Source organism: Dactylosporangium sp. NPDC005555, assembly GCF_040605635.1.
Lineage (GTDB): Bacteria > Actinomycetota > Actinomycetes > Mycobacteriales > Micromonosporaceae > Dactylosporangium.
The window spans coordinates 19,168-38,967 of record NZ_JBEXDG010000062.1 but is presented as its reverse complement, the minus strand read 5'-3'; the positions used below and the strand labels follow the sequence as shown (position 1 = coordinate 38,967).

The 19,800-nt window shown below is 72.3% G+C and carries 21 protein-coding genes; 14 read left to right on the top strand and 7 right to left on the bottom strand.

Annotated elements, in window-relative coordinates:
* Positions 1-53 precede the first annotated feature (53 nt).
* Entirely contained in the window at positions 54-1,025 is a 972-nt protein-coding gene (galE, locus tag ABZS58_RS42020; protein ID WP_354789500.1) for a UDP-glucose 4-epimerase GalE, read from the top strand.
* Positions 1,026-1,078: 53 nt separating this feature from the next.
* On the opposite strand, the gene ABZS58_RS42015 is transcribed toward galE, so the two are convergent.
* From ABZS58_RS42015 to ABZS58_RS42000, 4 genes are read right to left on the bottom strand one after another with little or no spacing between them, the layout of a single operon-like run.
* Positions 1,079-2,263: a hypothetical protein gene (locus ABZS58_RS42015; protein ID WP_354789499.1), complete on the bottom strand. Its 1,185-nt coding sequence runs from the start codon at positions 2,261-2,263 to the stop codon at positions 1,079-1,081.
* The gene (locus ABZS58_RS42010) at positions 2,256-2,762 is read right to left on the bottom strand and encodes a sigma-70 family RNA polymerase sigma factor (protein WP_354789497.1); all 507 of its coding nucleotides are present in this window, start codon (positions 2,760-2,762) and stop codon (positions 2,256-2,258) included. Before ABZS58_RS42010 ends, ABZS58_RS42015 begins: the two co-directional genes overlap by 8 nt.
* Before the next feature lie 48 nt (positions 2,763-2,810).
* Positions 2,811-4,112, bottom strand: a complete 1,302-nt coding sequence (locus ABZS58_RS42005) for a sialidase family protein (protein WP_354789495.1) — start codon at positions 4,110-4,112, stop codon at positions 2,811-2,813.
* Positions 4,102-4,695 carry a sigma-70 family RNA polymerase sigma factor gene (locus ABZS58_RS42000; protein WP_354789493.1) on the bottom strand — a complete coding sequence of 198 codons (594 nt, stop codon included), beginning with the start codon at positions 4,693-4,695 and terminating at the stop codon, positions 4,102-4,104. Before ABZS58_RS42000 ends, ABZS58_RS42005 begins: the two co-directional genes overlap by 11 nt.
* A gap of 75 nt (positions 4,696-4,770) precedes the next feature.
* On the opposite strand from ABZS58_RS42000, the gene trpS reads away from it, so the two are divergent.
* The 4 genes from trpS to ABZS58_RS41980 are packed head-to-tail and all read left to right on the top strand — an operon-like array spanning position 4,771 to position 7,894.
* On the top strand, positions 4,771-5,811 hold the full coding sequence (trpS, locus tag ABZS58_RS41995; RefSeq protein ID WP_354789491.1) for a tryptophan--tRNA ligase: 1,041 nt from the start codon (positions 4,771-4,773) through the stop codon (positions 5,809-5,811).
* Positions 5,798-6,367 (top strand): 2'-5' RNA ligase family protein, encoded by a 570-nt coding sequence (locus ABZS58_RS41990; RefSeq protein WP_354789489.1) that lies wholly within the window; start codon positions 5,798-5,800, stop codon positions 6,365-6,367. Before trpS ends, ABZS58_RS41990 begins: the two co-directional genes overlap by 14 nt.
* A gap of 4 nt (positions 6,368-6,371) precedes the next feature.
* A complete protein-coding gene (locus ABZS58_RS41985; protein WP_354789487.1) occupies positions 6,372-7,463 on the top strand; it encodes a YhjD/YihY/BrkB family envelope integrity protein in 1,092 nt (363 codons plus the stop codon).
* An 8-nt stretch (positions 7,464-7,471) separates the two neighbouring features.
* Positions 7,472-7,894 carry a hypothetical protein gene (locus ABZS58_RS41980; RefSeq protein WP_354789486.1) on the top strand — a complete coding sequence of 141 codons (423 nt, stop codon included), beginning with the start codon at positions 7,472-7,474 and terminating at the stop codon, positions 7,892-7,894.
* Here ABZS58_RS41980 and ABZS58_RS41975 read toward each other — a convergent pair.
* Positions 7,891-9,312, bottom strand: coding sequence for a glycoside hydrolase family 13 protein (locus ABZS58_RS41975; RefSeq protein ID WP_354789529.1), 1,422 nt, complete (start codon positions 9,310-9,312; stop codon positions 7,891-7,893). The two genes, ABZS58_RS41980 and ABZS58_RS41975, sit on opposite strands and share 4 nt — an antisense overlap.
* A 1-nt stretch (position 9,313) precedes the next feature.
* Positions 9,314-10,228, bottom strand: coding sequence for a MerR family transcriptional regulator (locus tag ABZS58_RS41970; RefSeq protein WP_354789485.1), 915 nt, complete (start codon positions 10,226-10,228; stop codon positions 9,314-9,316).
* 57 nt (positions 10,229-10,285) lie between these two features.
* Here ABZS58_RS41970 and ABZS58_RS41965 point away from each other — a divergent pair, with 57 nt between their 5' ends.
* The 9 genes from ABZS58_RS41965 (at position 10,286) to ABZS58_RS41925 (ending at position 18,973) form a co-directional block, all read left to right on the top strand.
* Positions 10,286-10,627, top strand: a complete 342-nt coding sequence (locus ABZS58_RS41965; protein ID WP_354789484.1) for a hypothetical protein — start codon at positions 10,286-10,288, stop codon at positions 10,625-10,627.
* A 193-nt stretch (positions 10,628-10,820) separates the two neighbouring features.
* Positions 10,821-11,882: a BMP family ABC transporter substrate-binding protein gene (locus ABZS58_RS41960; RefSeq protein ID WP_354789482.1), complete on the top strand. Its 1,062-nt coding sequence runs from the start codon at positions 10,821-10,823 to the stop codon at positions 11,880-11,882.
* Between the two features lie 69 nt (positions 11,883-11,951).
* Positions 11,952-13,472, top strand: a complete 1,521-nt coding sequence (locus ABZS58_RS41955) for an ABC transporter ATP-binding protein (protein ID WP_354789481.1) — start codon at positions 11,952-11,954, stop codon at positions 13,470-13,472.
* A 29-nt stretch (positions 13,473-13,501) separates the two neighbouring features.
* Positions 13,502-14,650: an ABC transporter permease gene (locus ABZS58_RS41950; protein ID WP_354789479.1), complete on the top strand. Its 1,149-nt coding sequence runs from the start codon at positions 13,502-13,504 to the stop codon at positions 14,648-14,650.
* Positions 14,647-15,897: an ABC transporter permease gene (locus tag ABZS58_RS41945; RefSeq protein ID WP_354789478.1), complete on the top strand. Its 1,251-nt coding sequence runs from the start codon at positions 14,647-14,649 to the stop codon at positions 15,895-15,897. The genes ABZS58_RS41950 and ABZS58_RS41945 overlap by 4 nt, the downstream gene beginning before the upstream one ends.
* A gap of 2 nt (positions 15,898-15,899) precedes the next feature.
* Positions 15,900-16,616: a cytidine deaminase gene (locus tag ABZS58_RS41940; RefSeq protein WP_354789476.1), complete on the top strand. Its 717-nt coding sequence runs from the start codon at positions 15,900-15,902 to the stop codon at positions 16,614-16,616.
* Positions 16,613-17,890: a thymidine phosphorylase gene (locus ABZS58_RS41935; RefSeq protein ID WP_354789474.1), complete on the top strand. Its 1,278-nt coding sequence runs from the start codon at positions 16,613-16,615 to the stop codon at positions 17,888-17,890. Before ABZS58_RS41940 ends, ABZS58_RS41935 begins: the two co-directional genes overlap by 4 nt.
* Positions 17,890-18,246 carry a cupin domain-containing protein gene (locus ABZS58_RS41930; protein WP_354789473.1) on the top strand — a complete coding sequence of 119 codons (357 nt, stop codon included), beginning with the start codon at positions 17,890-17,892 and terminating at the stop codon, positions 18,244-18,246. Before ABZS58_RS41935 ends, ABZS58_RS41930 begins: the two co-directional genes overlap by 1 nt.
* Before the next feature lie 46 nt (positions 18,247-18,292).
* Entirely contained in the window at positions 18,293-18,973 is a 681-nt protein-coding gene (locus ABZS58_RS41925) for a DUF4272 domain-containing protein (RefSeq protein ID WP_354789471.1), read from the top strand.
* 1 nt (position 18,974) lies between these two features.
* Here the strand turns inward: ABZS58_RS41925 and ABZS58_RS41920 are convergent, their stop codons facing one another.
* Positions 18,975-19,799: a putative RNA methyltransferase gene (locus tag ABZS58_RS41920; protein WP_354789469.1), complete on the bottom strand. Its 825-nt coding sequence runs from the start codon at positions 19,797-19,799 to the stop codon at positions 18,975-18,977.
* Position 19,800: the final 1 nt, after the last annotated feature.

The following is a 19,800-nucleotide window of genomic DNA, read 5'->3' as shown; positions in this document are numbered from 1 at the left end:
TTCACTGTCGACGTGTAAATTTGTTGGTTCCTGATGACTTTTGGAGGAACACCGTGAAACTGCTCGTCACCGGGGGCGCCGGCTACATCGGCAGCGTCGTCACCGCCCTGCTGCTGGACGCCGGTCACGACGTCACAGTGCTCGACGACCTCTCCACCGGCCACGAGTCGTCCGTGCCGCAGGGCGCGGTCTTCGTCCGCGGCCGGGTCCACGACGGGATCGGCGACGTGCTGACCCGCGACGCCGCGTTCGACGGCGTGCTGCACTTCGCCGCGTTCATCGCCGCCGGCGAGAGCGTGCAGAAGCCCGAGAAGTACTGGGAGAACAACACCGTCGGCACGCTGCTGCTGCTGGACGCGATGCGCGCCGCCGGCACCCGCCGCCTGGTCTTCTCCTCCACGGCCAACGTCTACGGCGACCCCGACGTCGTGCCGATCCCGGAGACCGCCGCGGTGCGCCCGCCGAACCCGTACGCGACCTCGAAGCTCGCCGCCGACCACGCGCTCACCGGCGAGGCCGTCGGGCACGGCATCTCCGCCGTCAGCCTCCGCTACTTCAACGTCGCCGGCGCCCTGCGCCGCCCGGACGGCTCCATGATCGGGGAGCGGCACGACCCGGAGACGCACCTGATCCCGATCGCGCTGCAGGTCGCCCTCGGCCGCCGGGAGAAGCTCCAGCTCTTCGGCGACGACTACGACACCCCCGACGGCACCAACGTCCGCGACTACATCCACGTCGGCGACCTCGGCGCGGCGCACCTCCTCGCCCTGGGCACCATGGACGGCCCGGGCCACCGCGTCTTCAACCTGGGCAACGGCACCGGCTTCTCCAACCGGCAGGTCGTCGAGGTCGTCCGCGAGGTCACCGGCCACCCGATCCCGGTCGAGATGGCGCCCCGCCGCCCCGGCGACCCCGCGCAGCTGGTCGCCGCCTCCGACAAGGCGAGGTCCGAGCTGGCCTGGACCCCGCGGTTCGCCGAGCTGTCGACGATGGTCCAGGACGCCTGGGACTTCATCCGCGGCTGAGTTCCGCGGCTGAGTTCCGCGGCTGGGTTCCGCGGCTGGGTTCCGCGACTGGGCTATTGGGCGTCCAGCTTCTGCCAGGTGGTGCCGTCGACCGAGTAGGCCGTGTAGATCGTCGACATCCCGTAGGCGATCCACCCGGCCTGCGTCCTCGCCAGGCGGTCGGTCGGGTGCAGGCCGGTCACCCGCTGCCAGGTGCCGCCGCGGTCGGTGGAGACCAGCCAGTGGCCGTCGCCGTCGACGATGAGGAGGCGGTCGTCCAGCAGCGGGACCAGGTCGCCGCCGATGGTCGTGGCGGTGAGCGGCCGGGGCGGGGCGAAGGTCGCGCCGCCGTCCGAGGACGCGGCGACGCCCACCAGGGCCGGCGGCGTGGTGGTGGGGTCCGTCAGCGCCGCGTAGACGTCCCGGCCGAGGAACGACACCCGCGCCGTGCCGGTGCCGGGGAAGGTCGTCGAGGCCCACGTGGCGCCCCCGTCGCGGGACACCGCCACCGCCGGGTGGCCGCCGTCCGTCCCGCCGACCCACCAGGAGCCGTCGCCGGCTCGCACCGGAGCGACCCAGGCGGCACCGATCGGCGGCTGGGCGGGCGGCGCGATCAGCGTCGTCCCGTCGTGCAGCAGCGCCATGACCCGCCCGTCGCGCAGGACGAGGCGGGCGTCACCGGGCAGGACGGCGGTGGTGGGCGCGTCGTCGGCGGTGTCCCACGCGGCGCCGTCCTCGCTGCTCGCCCGGCCCGGCCCGCCGATCAGCGTGATCCGCGAGCCGGTGACGACCAGCGAGAGCGCGTCACCGGCGTCGGGGACGCCGAACGCGCCGGGTGCGCGCTGCGTGCTCCACGTCCGGCCGCCGTCGGTCGAGGCGCTGACCCAGGCGGTGCAGGAGCCGGCGCACTCCTTCGTCAGCAGGAACCCCCGGTCGGCGTCGATGAACTCCGCGTCCACGATCTTCCCGGGCAGGTCCCGGGGCAGGCCCGGCAGCCCGTTGACGGTGATGCCGCCGCCGGACCAGACACCTCCGGGCGGTGCCGGCGACGACGCGGCGACCTGCGGCGCGGGGGTCCCGCGAGGGATCAGGAACGAGGAGGCGGCCAGCGCGACCAGCGCGACCAGGGCGACCGCGCCGGCCCGGACGGCGCGCCGCCGGCGGCGCAGGACGCGGGCCCTGGCGGTGATCGCGGCCATGGGCGGCTGGGTGAAGTCGAGTCGCTGGGCGCGGAGCAGGGTCTCCAGCTCGTCAGGCATGACGCACCTCCTTCGCGGGTGCGGGGCGGTAGCCGGGCAGCCGCTCGGCGAGGGCGGCCCGCCCGCGGGACAGCCGCGACTTGACGGTGCCGCCGGGCACGCCGAGCGCGGCGGAGATCTCCTCGACGCTGAGGTCGGCGTAGTAGTGCAGCACGATGACCTCCCGGTAGGTGCGGGGGATGGCGTCGAGGGCCTCGGTCAGATCGGTGCGCTCCGGCGAGGGGCCGGCCTCGACGTGCCGCTGGACGGCGCGCTCGCGGAGCAGGATCAGGTCGAGCAGTTTCCGCCGGCGCCAGCGGCGGCGGACGACGTTGACCGCCACGGTGCGCAGCCACGCCTCGGGGTTGTCGATGCCGGTGAAGCCGCCGGGGCGGGCGGCGGCGCGGGCGAACGCCTCCTGCACCACGTCCTGGGCCTCGGTCAGGTCGGTCGTGAACGCGTAGAGCTGCGTCACCAGCCTGCGGTAACAGGCGTGGTAGACCCCCTCGAGCTCGCTCACACCGCTCACGATCCCCGACACCGGCCGCCGGTTCCACGCGAACCGCGGTCAGTTGGGCAGCATGGTCCCGGACATCGTCGCGGCGGGCCACTCGCGGCCGTCGACGGAGAGCCTGGGCTGGCCGCCGAGCGAGGCGTAGCCGTTGCTGACGGCGTCGATCGGGCCGCCCGGCCCGGCGACGATCCCGAAGCGCTCGCCGTCGGGACTGTCCAGGTAGACGGTCTCGGAGCTGCCCTCGACCCACAGCACCACGGACCGGTCCGGGCGGACCGCCGCGCCGAAGGGACGGCCGTTGAGGGCGCCGTCGTTGTTCAGGGGCGCCGGCAGCTCGATCTTGGTGCTCACCTCCTGCCAGGTGCGGCCGGCGTCGCGGGTACGGAAGTGCCGGATGCCCTTGCTGTAGCGGATGAACGCGTAGGCCGTGACGCCGTCGCCGGTGGTCACGGTCGGCGCGTCGATGCCCGCTGGCGCGTTGAGGGTGACGGCCTGCCAGTGCCGGCCCTGGTCGGCGCTGACCGCGACCGCGGGGGCGCCGGTGTGCAGGTCGGTGCCGGTGACCCACCAGCCGGCCGCGGCCGGCAGGTCGCCGACGAGGGCCCGCCGGGCCATCGGCGGCTGGTCGACGAGCAGGCTCAGGGCGCCGTTGTCCTGCCGGACGCCGAAGAGGTCGCCGTACTGCACCAGCTGCACCGCCTGGTCGCCGGTGGCGAGCGTCTCGCGGGTCTCCGGCCCGATGACCGGGCCGCTGGCCACCGGGCCGGCGTCGGGGTCCTTGGCGGCCTCGTCGATGCGGAACTTGACGCTGGTGCGCGATCCGCCGCTGACCTCGGCGCTGAGCATGAACGTCTGCGGGGACATGCGGACCAGCTCGACGTGGTCGAGCTTGTCCAGCGGGCTGGTGCGCAGCGCGTCGGTGACGAACGGGACGCGGCGGTGCGCGGTCTCGACCCGGAGCATGATCACCTGCAGGTTGCACCGGCGGGCCTGGGGCGCCTCGTCGCAGATGTCGATGGCCGCGACCACGCCGCCGGGCAGGTCGCCGGCGGCCGCCCGGATCGACCGGGTCGTCTCGAAGGAGCCGCTCGGCGGGGCGGACGCCGTCGGCAGCGGGCTCCAGGGGTCGCCGATGTCGGGGTTGGGGCCGAGGGCGGCGGGGGTCGGCCGGCCGAACACGCCGGCGAGGGCGACGGGCGCGAACACGGCGAGCGTGCCGACGAGGGCGCCGACGACGGCCATCCGGTCGCGCCTGCGGACCCGGCCCGCACGGCGGGACAGCAGGCTGAAGTCGGGCATCCACGTCGCCGACTCGACCTGCGCACGGAGGGTGCGGAAGTCCAGGTCAGGGCGCATCTCGCAGCTCCTGGACGTCGGGTTGGGCAAGGGCTGCGGGACGGCGGCGGGGACCGTCGGCCCGGTAGTCGATCCTGGGGTCGGCCTCGGTGTCGCTGAGCAGGGTGGCGAGCATGGCGCGGCCGCGCGACAGGCGCGCCTTCACCGTGCCCACCGGCACGCCCAGGGCGTCGGCGACCTCGTGGACGGACATGTCGGCCAGGTGGTGCAGCACGATCGTCTCCCGCGTCGCCTGCGACAGCTGCTGCAGCGCGGCGACGAGGGCGACCCGGTTCGGGTCGACGCCGGGGACGCTCTCCACCGGGCGGGCGACCCGCCCGCTGCGGACCAGCGTGTCGAACAGGCGGCGGCGCCGCCAGCGGGTCCGGGCGAGATTCATCGCGACGGTGCGTAACCACGCCTCCGGGTCGGCGACGTCGAGGAACTGCCGGGGCCGGGCGAGGGCGCGCGCGTAGGCCTCCTGGACCAGGTCCTGGGCCTCGGCGTGGTCGCCGGTGAGCGCGTAGAGGGCGGCGACCAGTCGCCGGTAGTGCGCCTCATACGCGTCACGGACGGCTTCGCGTGCCTCGAGCTCTTCACCCACCCCGTCACCCCCTCACCGATGAAGACCTCTGTGTCGCGCTCCCGGTTGCGCCACCGCTGTGGTGGTGCTGACAGAATGGCGCGCATGTCGTCGTCCGTCAGCACCGCCCGGCCTCGGGTGCTCTCCGGGATCCAGCCCACCGCCGACTCGTTCCATCTGGGGAACTATCTCGGTGCGCTGCGCAACTGGGTGGCGATGCAGGACACGCACGATACGTTCTACTGCGTCGTCGATCTGCACGCGATCACCGCGGGCCACGACCCGGCGCTGCTGCGCAAGCGCACCCGGGTGAGCACGGCGCAGCTGCTGGCGGTCGGGCTCGAGCCGGAGCGGTGCACGCTGTTCGTGCAGAGCCATGTGCCGCAGCACGCGCAGCTCGGCTGGGTGATGGGCTGCATCACCGGCTTCGGCGAGGCCAGCCGGATGACGCAGTTCAAGGACAAGTCCCAGAAGCAGGGTGCGGACCGCTCCAGCGTCGGGCTCTTCACCTACCCGATCCTCCAGGCGGCCGACATCCTGCTGTACCAGGCGGACGCGGTGCCCGTCGGCGAGGACCAGCGGCAGCACCTGGAGCTGACCCGCGACCTGGCGCAGCGCTTCAACACCACGTTCGGCCCGACGTTCACCGTGCCGGCGCCGTACATCATCAAGGACACGGCGAAGATCACCGACCTGCAGGAGCCGACGGCGAAGATGTCGAAGTCGGCGTCGACCGCGGCCGGCCTGGTCGAGCTGCTCGAAGACCCGGCGAAGGCCGCGAAGAAGATCAAGTCGGCGGTCACCGACACCGGCCGCGAGATCATCTTCGACCAGGCCGCCAAGCCGGGCATCTCCAACCTGCTCACGATCTACTCGGCGCTGACCGGGCGGAGCATCGAGGACCTCGTCGCCGCCTACGACGGCAAGGGCTACGGCGACCTGAAGAAGGACCTCGCCGAGGTCGTGGTGGAGTTCCTGCGCCCGATCCAGCAGCGCACCAACACCTATCTGGAGGACCCCGCGCAGCTGGACAAGCTGCTCGCGATCGGCGCCGACAAGGCCCGCACGGTCGCCGCGGCCACCCTGAGCACGGTCTACGACCGGATCGGGTTCCTCGCACCGGGTGCTGCGCACTGACGTGGCGCGCGAGCGGACCACCATCGGCGTCGCGATCGACCTCCCCGACCCGTGGGGCAGCGAGCTCACCGCCGCCCGGCTCGCCGCGGGCGACCCGGCCGCCGCGCACGTGCCCGCGCACGTGACCCTGCTCGGCCCGACCGTCGTCGCCGCCGCGGACCTGCCCGCGATCGACCGGCACCTCACCGGCGTCGCGGCCCGGCACAGCGCGTTCGAGGTGCGGCTGCGCGGGACCGGCACGTTCCGGCCGCTGACCCAGGTGGTCTTCGTGGCGGTCGCGGCCGGCATCAGCGAGTGCGAGCGGCTGCACGAGGCCGTGCTGGGCGCCGCCGCGATCGAGACGTCGGTGCCGTTCCCGTACCACCCGCACGTGACGGTCGCGCACAACGTGGCGCCGGAGGCGCTCGACGCCGTCTTCGCCGACCTCGCCGGCTACGAGGCGGTCTTCGCCGTCGACGGCTTCGCGCTCTTCGAGCACGACGAGGGCGGTCGATGGCGGTCGCACGCGAAGTACCGGCTGTCGCCGCGCCGGTCCGCCGCCGATCAGCGACGATAGAACTGTGAGCCTGCTGGACCGGCTGGAAGCCGGCTTCGACCGGGCGGTGGCCGCCGGCCGCCGCCGCTCCCGCGTGTTCGACCACGTCTGGCGGGCCCAGGAGCGCTACTTCGACGTCGACGCGGCCCGCCTGGCCGCCGCCACGGCCTATTACGGCTTCTTCGCCGTCTTCGCGATGGTGGTCGTGGCGTTCTTCATCCTCGGCCGGGTGCTCGGCGGCAACGACGCCGTCGTCGCCAGGGTCCAGGGCTACCTGGCGGTCAACCTGCCGCAGCTGCACTCCGACCAGATCTTCGCCGGCAGCCAGCAGATCGGGCTGATCGCGCTGGTCGGCCTGGTCATCGCCGGGGTCGGCTGGGTGGAGAACCTGCGCTCGTCGCAGCGCGCCCTGTGGCACCTGCAGGAGCACCCCGGCAACTACTTCGTGCGCTGGCTCGTCGACCTCGGCGTCCTGGTGGCGCTCGGCCTGCTGCTGATCGTGTCGATCGCCATCTTCGCCGGTGTCCAGGAGCTGCTGTACTGGCTGGCCGGCGACTTCGAGCAGGACCCGGTCCGGGTGGCGCTGCGGGGCACGTCGACGCTGCTGTCGGGGATCGTCGACCTGGTCCTGGGCATGGCGCTGCTGGCCGGCGTGCCGCGGCTGCGGATGTCGCTGCGCCGGCTGCTGCCCTCGGCGGCGCTCTTCGCGGTCGGCCTCGGCCTGCTCAAGACGCTCGGCAAGCTCTACATCACCCGGATCGAGGACAACCCGGCCTACCAGCTGGTGGCCGGCACGATCGGGCTGCTGCTCTACATGTACCTGCTGCACCAGCTGCTGCTGTTCGCCGCCGCGCTCGCCGCCACCGACACCCACGGCCGGGCCAAGGACCTGGCCGGGGGTGAGCCGCGCAGCGACGTGAAGGCGGCGCTGCGCGCGGCCGAGCTGGTCGAGGAGGCCGCGGAGACCACCCAGCGGGTCGCGGCCGAGGTGCGCGCCGACCACCCACCCCACCCGGGTGGCGCGGACCCCGATTCGGTGGCGGTGGCCGCCGACATGGCCGGGCGGATCGCGCCGTCCGGCGGTTCGGCGACACCGGAGCCGCGCGAGGGGTCATGATGGGCGCCGTGGGTGCACTTGTGACTTTGGACCTGCCGGCCGACGCGCCGGCGCTGACCCTGCCGTGGATCATCACCTTCGGCCCGTTGAACGAGGACGAGGAGTGGGAGCCCGTCGTGGCCGGGCCCTACGAGCGGGCGCACGCGCTCGCCCTCGCCGAGGCCGTCGTGGCCGACGAGGACCTGATGGCGGTGGTCGAGCCGCTCCAGCCGCACGTCACCGCCGAGCAGATCCTCGGTGACATCGCCGCCTCCCGCCTGGCGGCGGAGAACGAGGACGTGGAGACCGCGGCGCTCGACGAGGAGCTCGCGGACTACGGCGACGGCCACCACGACCACGACCACGACGACCCGGACCACACGCACGAAGCCCCGTCGATCGAGGAGATCCGCGCCGGCTTCGCCCGGATCGCGGCCAGGCTGACCGCTTAGATCGTCCACCAGGCGGTCGTGTCCGGTGGCAGCTCGCCGGCCATCTCGTTGCTGCTCAGCAGCGGGGTGGCCGGCATTACGCGGATCGGGACCCCGCTCAGGTTCGCCGCCACGCGCATCGTGTCCGTCTCGAAGAGCAGCACCCCGTCGGGCGCGTCCAGCCAGCGCAGCGCGTCGGACGGCCGGCGCAGCCGCAGCGCGTCCCGGTAGAGCGACAGCGTCGAGTGCGGGTCCAGCCGCTGCGCCTCGACCGTCAGGCCGGCCCAGTCCGCCGGCTGCGGCAGCCACGAGCCGCCCGGGCCGAAGCCGAACGGCGGCGCGTCACCGGACCAGGGCAACGGCACCCGGCAGCCGTCCCGGCCGGGCTCCTCGCCGCCGGAGCGGACCCATTGCGGGTCGGTGCGCACCTCGTCCGGCAGGTCCAGGACCTCCGGCAGGCCGAGCTCCTCGCCCTGGTACAGGTAGGCGCTGCCGGGCAGGCCGAGCATCAGCAGGACCGCCGCCCGGGCCCGCCGCACGCCGCCGAACCGGGTCACGTGCCGGCGCCGGTCGTGGTTGGACAGCACCCAGGTCGGCGGCGCGCCGACCGCGGCCGCGGCCCTGAGCGAGGCGTCGATGATGCGGCGCAGGACCGCCGGTTCCCACGGCGCCTCCAGGAAGTCGAAGTTGAACGCCTGGTGCAGCTCGCCGACGGACACGTAGCGGGCGACCCGGGCCGGCGCGGTGTCGAACACCTCGGCGACCGCCATCCGCTCGCCCGGGTAGGAGTCCAGGATCTTCCGCCAGCGGCGGTGGATCTCGTGCACGTCCTCGTGGTCGAAGAGCGTCACGCCGGCCAGGTCCTTGATCATGCCGTGGGCGACGTCGACCCGGAAGCCGTCCACGCCCCGGTCCAGCCAGAAGCGCAGGATGTCGTCGAACTCCTCGCGGACCTCCGGGTTGTGCCAGTTCAGGTCGGGCTGCTCGGGGTCGAACAGGTGCAGGTACCACTGCCCGTCGGCGACCCGCGTCCAGGCGGGGCCGCCGAAGAGCGACTGCCACCCGTTCGGCTCGTCGCGGAAGACGTACCGGTCGCGCCGCCCGTCCACGAACCACGGGTGCCGCGAGGACGTGTGGTTGGGCACGATGTCGACGATCACCCGCAGCCCGAGGCGGTGCGCCTCGGCGAGCAGGGCGTCGAAGTCGGCCAGAGTGCCGAAGACCGGGTCGACGTCGCGGTGGTCGCTGACGTCGTAGCCGCCGTCGACCATGGGGGAGCGGTAGAACGGGGAGAGCCACAGGGCGTCGACGCCGAGGTCGGCGAGGTGGCCGAGCCGGGCGGTGATGCCCGGCAGATCCCCGACGCCGTCCCCGTCGGCGTCGGCGAAGCTGCGCGGATAGACCTGATAGATGACCGCGTGCCGCCACCACTCCACCAGGTCACGCTAACGGGCCGCGGCACTCCCGGAGGGCGTTCAGGAACCACTCCCACCGGTGCATCGTCGCCGGGATCGGCGGCCAGCCGTTGATCACCGCCATCAGCCGCCAGTAGCGCTCGGCCCGCTCGTCGACCGCGAGGGTGAGCTGGTCGATGAGCTGATCGCGGTCCTCGTCGGCGACACCCCACCGGGTCAGCACCGCGGCGACCACCGGGACCGCCGCCGGGCTGCCGGGCGCGACGCCCGCGTCCATGTGCTCGGCGATGTGCCCGGTGAACCATGATATTTCCGACATGTCGGTGGGTGTCAGCCGGCGCTCGCCCGGGTCGAAGCTCCGCTTGCTCATCTCCTGGAGCCGGGCCCGGAAGTCCTGCTCGCGGAGCATCCCGGCGAGCTCGATCCAGGCGTCGACCTGCGCGTCGGTGGGGTCGTCGGGCAGGTCGGGGGAGACGCTGCGCATCCGCGCGGTGAACTGCGCGGCCTGCGGGGTCTCGGCGATCCCGGCGAAGATGCTGTCGAAGAACTCGTCCACGATCCGCCGGCGCTCGTCCGTGCCGGCCCGGGCGATCCTGGTCATCCGGTCCAGCTCCGCCGGGGTCGGTTCGCGGCGGGACACGGCGCGCAGGGCCGCGCGGCGCAACCGCAGCACCCGGATCTGCACGCCGAGGGCCTCGGCGTGCGCGGCGGCCACTGCGCCGAGGTCCTCGCCGCGCTCCAGGACCCGCTTGATGGTGGCGATGTCCAGGCCGAGTTCGCGCAGCGTGCGGACGAAGTCCAGCCGGACCAGGCTGTCGTGGTCGTAGCGGCGGTACCCGGCGGGGGAGCGATCGGCCTCCGGCACCAGTCCGACGTCGGAGTAGTACCGGATGGTCTTGACCGGCAGCCCGGACAGCCTCGACAGCTCGCCGATGTTCATGCGGCCATCGTGGACCCTCCAGCGGCTGGAGAGTCAAGGAACCACTACGTTGCCCAGGTGGAACCTTTGCGGCTCATCCTCCTCTTTGCCCATCTCATCGGCTTCGCGCTGCTGCTGGGTGGATCGATCACCCAGTACCTCGCCGGCCCGCTGCGGATCAACAACGCCATGCTGTGGGGTGCGATCGTCCAGGTGGTGACCGGCATCGCGCTGTCGGCGCCATTGCGCGACGGCGACGAGCCGCCGAGCGCCAAGCTCGCCGTCAAGGCGGTCATCGGCCTGGCGATCTTCGCCATGGCGTTCTTCTCGCGCAAGCGCGAGCAGGTCAACCGGGGGCATTTCCTGGCTTTGGTGGGTTTAACGCTCGTTAACGCCGCCGTTGCCGTCTTTTGGAAGTAAAGCGGGCGTTACAAGATCGATCTCGGTAGGCTCAAAGGACCTCCGGCACGTCACGGCCCTATAACGCACTCCTCCCAACCCGGCAGCAAACGGGGGAACTGCCGGTCCGAGGGCGTACGCTCCCGCCGTTGGGATTCACCGCGTTGGGGCGGTGCTTTGGTGAAGGGAGACCGTCTTGCGCCGAGTGCGTGGGATGAAGGTTCTCGCGGCCGCCGCGGTGGCGATTGTCGCGTTGGGGAGCATGGCCGCTTGCGGCGATGACAAGGGCAGTGACCCGGGCAGCGGCAGCAGCAGCGGCGCGACGAAGAAGAGCGTCAAGGTCGGCCTCGCGTTCGACATCGGCGGCCGTGGCGACAAGTCGTTCAACGACTCCGCCGCAGCCGGCCTGGACCGGGTCAAGACCGACCTCAACATCGAGGTCAAGGACCTGGCCGCGGTCGCCGGCGAGAGCGAGAACGACAAGTACTCGCGGCTGAAGCTGCTCTGCACGACGGGTTACAACCCGGTCATCGCGGTCGGCTTCGTCTACGACGGCGCGGACGCGAAGAACGGCCCGCTCGCCCGTGCGGCGAAGGACTGCCCGAACACCAAGTTCGCCATCGTCGACGGCGGCACCACCGCCGACAACGTGGCCGACCTCGTGTTCGCCGAGGAGCAGGGCTCCTTCCTGGTCGGTGCGGCCGCGGCCCTGAAGACGAAGACCGGCACGGTCGGCTTCATCGGTGGCTGCCAGGTCGACCTGATCAAGAAGTTCGAGGCGGGCTTCACCGCGGGCGCCAAGGCCGCCAAGGCCGACGTCAAGGTGCTGACCAACTACCTGTCGACCCCGGCCGAGGCCTGCAAGGGCTTCAACGACCCCGCGGGTGGCAAGACCGCGGCCACCGGTATGTACGACCAGAAGGCCGACATCATCTACGCGGCCGCGGGCGGCTCCGGCACCGGCGTCTTCGAGGCCGCCAAGGCCAAGAGCGCACTGGCCATCGGCGTCGACTCCGACCAGTACAACACCGTGACCGACGCGTCGCTCAAGACGGTCATCATGACCTCGATGCTCAAGCGGGTCGACAACGCGGTGTTCAACTTCGTCAAGGACTTCTCCGAGGAGAAGTTCAAGGCGGGCGCGACGGTCTTCGACCTCAAGGCGGACGGCGTGGGCTACGCCACCTCCGGCGGTCAGGTCGACGACATCAAGACCAAGCTCGACGAGCTCAAGGCCGACATCGTCTCCGGCAAGATCACGGTGCCGACCAAGTAATCCATAGCTGGACGTGAGGCGGGGGACTGTGATCCGGTCCCCCGCCATCACTCGTTGAAGGAGCATCTCGTGACCGCGGACCCACCCGCCGTCGAGCTGAAGGGGATCACCAAGCGGTTCCCCGGCGTCGTGGCGAACTCGGACGTCAACCTCACCGTTCGCAAGGGCACGATCCACGCGATCGTCGGTGAGAACGGGGCCGGCAAGTCGACCCTCATGAAGATCCTTTACGGGATGCAGCCGCCGGACGAGGGCGAGATCCTCATCGAGGGCAGCCCGGTGAGGTTCTCTTCGCCGCAGGGCGCGATCGCGGTCGGCATCGGCATGGTGCACCAGCACTTCATGCTGGCCGACAACTTCACGGTAACGGAGAACGTGGTCCTCGGTGCCGAGAAGCTGCACGGCATCGGCGACCGGGCGAAGCTGAAGATCAGCGAGATCTCCGAGCGGTACGGGCTGGGCGTGGAGCCCGACGCGCTGGTCGAGGACCTCGGTGTCGGCGACCGCCAGCGGGTCGAGATCCTCAAGGTGCTCTACCGGGGCGCCCGCATCCTCATCCTCGACGAGCCGACCGCGGTGCTGGTCCCGCAGGAGGTCGACGAGCTCTTCGGCAACCTGCGCGAGCTCATCCGCGAGGGCCTGACCGTGCTGTTCATCTCCCACAAGCTCGACGAGGTCCGCGGCGTCGCCGACGACATCACCGTCATCCGGCGCGGCACGACCGTCGCGTCCGTCAAGCCCGACCAGGTCACCGCCCGCCAGCTGGCGACCCTCATGGTCGGCAGCGAGCTGCCCAGCCCAGAGGCGCGCGAGTCGACCGTCACCGACGTGCCGGTCCTGGCCGTGGAGAAGCTCACGGTCCGCGCCCCCGACGGGCGGCCGCTCGTCGACGGCGCCACCTTCACGATCCACAAGGGCGAGGTCGTCGGCATCGCCGGCGTCGAGGGCAACGGCCAGGCCGAGCTTGCCGAGGCCATCATGGGCATGCGCGGATCCACCGGCACCGTCGTCCTCGACGGCGCCGACATCTCCGGCTGGCGGACCCGGCAGCGCCGCGAGGCGGGCCTCGGCTACATCCCGGAGGACCGGCACCGGCAGGGCCTGCTGCTCGACGCCCCGCTCTGGGAGAACCGCATCCTCGGCCACCAGACCGAGAAGCCCAACGCCATCGGCGCCCTGATCAACGTCGGCGGCGCCCGCCGCGACACCACCCGGATCGTCGCCGAGTACGACGTGCGCACCCCCAGCATCGACGTCGCCGCGGTCGCGCTGTCCGGCGGCAACCAGCAGAAGCTCATCGTCGGCCGGGAGATGAGCCATCAGCCGAAGTTGCTGATCGCCGCCCACCCGACCCGCGGTGTGGACGTCGGCGCCCAGGCCGCCATCTGGGACCACATCCGCAACGCCCGGATCGCCGGCATGGGCGTGCTGCTCATCTCGGCCGACCTGGACGAGCTGATCGGTCTGTCCGACTCGCTGAAGGTGATCTACGGTGGGCGGCTGGTGGCCGACGCCGACCCGTCGACCGTCACCCCCGAGCAGCTCGGCGTCGCCATGACCGGCGCCACAGGTGAGGAGATCCCTTCATGAACGGTCCGGAGCGCAGCGGAGGTGGCGGCATGAGCGCCGCTCCCGCCGTCGGGGCCCGGCGGATCGACGTCGCGAAGCTGCTCCCGCAGCTGATCGCACCGGTCGCCGCACTGGTCATCGCCGCCGCGATCTCCTCGGTCGCGCTGCTGATCAGTGACAAGGACCCCCTGCTGGCCTTCCAGCACATGTACGAGTTCGGCACGCAGCCCGACCAGAAGGTCGAGATCCTCAACAAGGCCAGCGAGCTCTACATCGCCGCCGTCGCGGTGGCGTTCGGCTTCAAGATGGGCCTGTTCAACATCGGCGTCGAGGGACAGTCCAAGGTCGCCGCGTTCTTCGCCGGCGCCCTGGCCAGCGCGTCGTTCATGAAGTGGATGCCCGGCGGCCTGCGGATCGTGCTCATCGTCGTGGTCGCGATGATCGTCGGCGCGCTGTGGGCGTCCATCGCGGCGCTGCTGAAGACCCAGCGGGGCGTCAGCGAGGTCATCTCCACGCTGATGCTCAACGCGATCGGCGGCCTGCTGGTGACCTGGCTGCTCAACGACCACTGGGGCGTGACGGAGCCCGGCGCTCAGATCAAGACCACCGGCATCCTGCCGGAGAGCTCCTGGATGCCCGGGCTGCCGATTGTCTCCGGCACCGAGCAGAAGGTGCTCGGCTTCTTCGCGATCGCCGTGATCCTCGGCGTCGCGTACTGGTTCACCATCAACCGCACCCGCTTCGGCTTCGACCTGCGGGCCACCGGCTACAACCCCTTCGCGGCGGTCGCCAGCGGCGTCAACGCCAAGCGCATGGTGATCACCGCGATGCTGATCTCCGGCGCCGTCGCCGGGCTGGTCAACCTGCCCCGGATGCTCGGGGAGAGCCACACCTACACGGAGGGCTTCGGCGGCATCGGCTTCACCGGCATCGCCGTCGCCCTGCTCGGCCGCAACCACCCGATCGGCATGGCCCTCGGCGCGATCCTGTGGGGCTTCCTGGCGAGCTCCCAGATCATCCTCGACCTCGACGGGATCCCGAAAGAGATCATCCTGATCATGCAGGGCGTCACCGTCCTGTCGGTCGTCATCGCCTACGAGCTCGCGGCCCGCGTCGGCAGGCGGGCGCAGCAACGGCGGGTCGGCGTGGCCACCGCCGCGGCCGTGCCCGCAGCCGCGGTAGTGGAGGAGTCGAAGTGAGCACCGACACGATGCTCTCGGCAGCGGCGCAGCCCGCGGCCAAGCCCCGCAGCCGGCGCATGTCCACCGGCACGATCCTGCTGATCATCGCCGGCGCGCTGGTCGGGCTGTCCCTGGTCCACCAGCTCGCCAGCGCCCCCGACGTCACGTCGTCGGGCGCCATCCAGGCCGCGCTCCAGGCGGCGGTCCCGCTGGGGCTCGCCGGTCTCGGCGGCCTCTGGGCGGAGCGCGCCGGCGTGGTCAACATCGGCCTCGAGGGCCAGATGATCCTCGGCACCTGGTTCGGCGCGTGGGGCAGCCTGGAGTTCGGGCCGTGGATCGGGCTGCTCATCGGCATCCTCGGCGGCGCGATCGGCGGTCTCGTCCACGCGGTCGCCACCGTCACGTTCGGCGTCGACCACATCATCTCCGGCGTCGCGATGACGATCCTGGCGCCCGGGGTCGTGCGCTACTTGTCGTACATCACCTGGGGCAGCGCCGGCGCGACCCAGTCGCCGCAGGTCGTGGACCAGGTGCCCAGGATCTCGGTGCCCGGCGTCGACAGCCTCAAGGGCATCGAGGACCACGAGTGGTTCCTGGTGAGCGACGTCGCCGGGGTACTGCGCGGCCTGCTCCACGAGGTCTCGCTGGTGACGATCCTCGCCGTGCTGCTGATCCCGCTCTCCGCGTGGCTGCTGTGGAAGACCGCCTTCGGCCTGCGGGTGCGCTCCGTCGGCGAGGACCCGCACGCGGCGGAGAGCCTCGGCCTCAACGTCTACCGCTACAAGTACTACGGCGTCGTCATCTCCGGCGCGATGGCCGGGCTCGGCGGCGTGTACCTGTCCACGGTCACCTCCGCCATCTACCGCGAGGGGCAGACCGGCGGCCGCGGGTACATCGGCCTCGCCGCGATGATCTTCGGCAACTGGCGGCCGGGCGGCCTCGCCGTCGGCGCCTCCCTGTTCGGCTACACCGACGCGCTGCAGCTGCGGCGCGGCAGCGAGTCCGTGCACGCCCTGCTCATCCTCGTCGGGGCGCTGCTGCTGGCGCTCGCCGTGTGGGAGTTCATCCGCCGCAACAGAGTCGTGGCGATCGCTTCCGCCGTCCTCGGCGTCCTGTCCTACGTATTGTTCTTTGCTGTGGACACCATCCCGACCGCGATGGTGCAGGCGGCGCCGTACATCACCGTGCTTGTGGTGCTGGCGCTCGCGGCCCAGCGGCTCAGACCGCCCGCCGCGGACGGCAAGCCGTACCGGCGTGGAGGCTGAGCGTGGCGGACGTTGACTGGGTGGCGCTGCGCACGGCGGCCGTCACCGTGATGGCGCGCGCCTACGCGCCGTACTCGAAGTTCCCGGTCGGTGCGGCGGCGCTGGTCGACGACGGCAGGGTCGTCGTCGGCTGCAACGTCGAGAACGCCTCCTACGGTCTCGGCCTGTGCGCCGAGTGCGGCCTGGTCTCCAACCTCCAGGTCACCGGCGGCGGCCGGCTGGTGGCCCTGGCCTGCGTCGACGGCGACGGGCAGCCGCTCATGCCGTGCGGGCGCTGCCGGCAGCTGCTGTGGGAGCACGGCGGCCCGGACTGCCTCATCGACCACGCCGACGGTCCGCTGCCGATGTCGGCGCTGCTGCCGTACGCGTTCGACGACCGCGACCTCGGGCGGATCGGCGGGGGCACGGCGCCCCCGGCGCCCACCGTCCCGGCCGCGCTCGCGTTGAAGGTCGGGACGGGGACGGTGTTCGTGCACCCCGACGTGGCCGACGTCAGGCAGGTCTGGACCGCCTACTGGGAGCGATCGTCCGGCACCGCCGACGGTGAGCCGGCAGGCATCCTGGAGGAGGGGCCGACCTGGGCCACCGCCGGGGAGGCCGTGGCCTGGGGCCGGATCCGCACGCCACGGGTGGTCGTGGTGGACGCGCAGGGCACCTCCCGCTGGGCCGGGGACACCCCCAGGCCGGCGGGCATCGACCAGGACTGGAGCATGGGATGACCTTCGCGGCCGTGGACGTGATCCGCGCCAAGCGCGACAAGGGCGTGCTGAGCGACGCGCAGATCGACTGGGTCGTCGACGCGTACACCAAAGGGGCCGTCGCCGACGAGCAGATGTCCGCGCTCGCGATGGCGATCCTGCTCAACGGCATGAGCGCCGGCGAGATCGCCCGCTGGACCGCGGCGATGATCGCCTCCGGGGAGCGGCTGGACCTGTCCGGGGTCGGCCGGCCGACGGTCGACAAGCACTCCACCGGCGGCGTCGGCGACAAGATCACGCTGCCGCTGACCCCACTGGTCGCCGCCTGCGGCGCCGCGGTGCCGCAGCTGTCCGGGCGCGGGCTGGGGCACACCGGCGGCACCCTGGACAAGCTCGAGGCCGTCGCGGGCTTCGGGACGAGGCTGTCCAACGAGCGGTTCGTCGAGCAGCTGCGTACCGTCGGCGCCGCGATCTGCGCCGCCGGCGACGGGCTCGCGCCCGCCGACCGGAAGCTGTACGCGCTGCGCGACGTCACCGGCACGGTCGAGGCCATCCCGCTGATCGCCAGCTCGATCATGAGCAAGAAGATCGCGGAGGGCACCGGCGCGCTGGTCCTCGACGTGAAGTTCGGCTCGGGCGCGTTCATGCGCCAGGTCGCCGACGCCCGGGAACTGGCCCGCACCATGGTCGAGCTGGGCAAGGCGCACGGCGTGACCACCGTCGCCCTGCTCACCGACATGGAGGTCCCGCTGGGCCGCACGGTCGGGCACTCCGTGGAGGTCGAGGAGTCCCTGGAGGTCCTCGCCGGAGGTGGTCCGCAGGACGTGGTCGCGCTGACCCTGGCCTTCGCCCGGGAGATGCTCGACGCGGCAGGTCTCGGCGACGCCGATCCGCAGGCCGCGATCGCCGACGGGCGGGCCATGGACTCGTGGCGGGCCCTCGTCCGCGCGCAGGGCGGCGACCCGGACGCGCCGCTGCCCGTGGCGCACGAGGTCGAGACGATCACCGCCGACCGCGACGGCTTCGTCGCCACCATGGACGCCTACGCTGTCGGCGTGGCCGCCTGGCGTCTCGGCGCGGGCCGGGCCCGCAAGGAGGATCCGGTCAGCGCCTCGGCCGGCATCGTCCTGCACCGCAAGCCCGGCGACGCCGTCCGGGCCGGCGATGTGATCATGGAACTGCGGGCGGAGGACGCGGCGAAGCTGCCGGCGGCGCTGTCCGTGGCCCGCGACGCCGTCGCCATCTCCGACACGCCGCCACCGTCCCGACCCCTGATTCTCGACAGGATCTCCTGATGCCCCAGCTCATCGACGCCCCGACGCAGATCCCGGTCCCGGGCGGCAAGGTCATCGACGAATACGTCGGCCGGGTCAACTCCGGCGAGTCCTCGGTGTCGATCGCGAAGATGATCGCGCCCGGCGGCTGGACCGAGCCCTTCCAGACCCCTGAGTTCGACGAGTTCACGATCGTGCTCCGCGGCACGGTCAGGGTCGAGCACGACGGCGGCCACTTCGACGTCGCGGCGGGTCAGGCCATCGTCACCCGGGCGGGGGAACGGATCCGCTACACCACCCCGACCCCGGAGGGCGCGGAGTACGTCGCGGTCTGCCTGCCCGCCTTCGGACCGGACCTGGCCCGCCGGGACGCCTAGGAACGGCACTGGAGACACCGCCTGGCCGGGCGGCTACAGTGCCCGGGTGACCGTGACGGCGCCGGATCCGCAGCGGGTGCGGGAGGCGAGCCTCGAAGAGCTGCACCGCCTGCGGCTCCCCCTGCCACCGCCCAACTTCCCCCTCGCCTGGGAGCCGGGCGACCAGGTGGAGCTGCGTCCCGGGGAGGAGATCGAGGCGCGCGCCGCGATCCTCAACGTGGTCCTCGCCCGGGCCTTCGGCATGCCGTCGCAGCTCGCGACGCAGTGGCTGCGCGAGGCGCGGCTGGAGGAGCGGCTGACCCCGCCCGAGTGGCAGTTCGTCTCCGACGGCGACGGCGACGGGCGGTCCTTCGCGCTGCACCTGGAGGCGTTGTTCGCGCTGTCCTGGCTGCTGGGCATCGCCATGGACCTCGACCCGCTGCTGCCGGCGGCCGGCGGGCTCATGGAGCGGCTGCCCAACCTGCCGCAGGGGGAGACCTTCGCGGCCTGGCGGCAGCGCACCCTGGCCGCGCCGCGCGGGGCGGGCGCCGCCGCGGCGCAGCTCGACCTCTACTACTGCCTGGACTGGTCATATCTGGAGGCGGAGCGCCGGCGGCTGCCGCTGCCCGGGCAGCTCGACTCCAACGCCGTCGGCCAGCGTCGCTGGGCCCTGGAGTGGGCGGTCGTCTTCACCGGCCCCTATCACGGGGACCCGCCGGGATGGGAGGACGTCGACCTTTCCACCTGACTCAGGCTGCCTGCCAGAGGCTCAGGTGCACCTCCAGCGTGGCCGTGATCGGCTCCGCCATCGTGGCCAGGGTGGCGGTGACCTCGGCCGGGTCGGTGTGCCACGCGCTCGGGCCCATGCCGACGAGCGCGGCCGCGGCGGCGCGGTCCAGCGTCAGGTCCGCTCGCAGCGGCGTCGTGCCCAGGTGGGTGAGCCACGGCTGGAGGCTCGCCGCGAGCCGCTCCGGCTTCGCCGGGTCGACGCCGACCATGCCCAGCGCCGCCACCAGCTCCGCGAGGTGGCCGGGGGCGGGGGTGACCACGACCGCGACGCCGCCGGGGCGCAGCACCCGGGCGAACTCCGCGCCCGACCGCGGCGCGAAGATGTCGAGCAGGACGTCGGCGGTCGCGTCGCGCACCGGCAGGCCCCGCCACACGTCGGCGCGCACCGCACCGATCCGCGGGTCGGCCCGGGCCGCGCGGCGCAGCGCCGCCTTCGACACGTCCACGGCCAGGCCCACCCGGGCCGGACCCAGCGCACGGGCCAGGTACCTGCCGGTGCCGGCGCCCACCTCCAGGATCAGGCCTTTTCCCGGTACACCTGCCGCCGCCGCGGAAACGGCGTCGGACACGACATCGAAGTGCCCCGCCTCCAGCAGGGCCTCCCGGGCCGCCACCATGTCGGCGCTGTCGCCGGCGTGCACGGATCGGCCGGCGGTCAGGTCGGCGTAGCCCTGCCGCGCGAGGTCGAACGAGTGGCCGGCGGCGCAGCGCAGTGCCCGGTTCGCGGCATTGAGGGAGCCGGCGCAGACCGGACACCGCAGATGTGTGATGACGGAGGCGTGCACG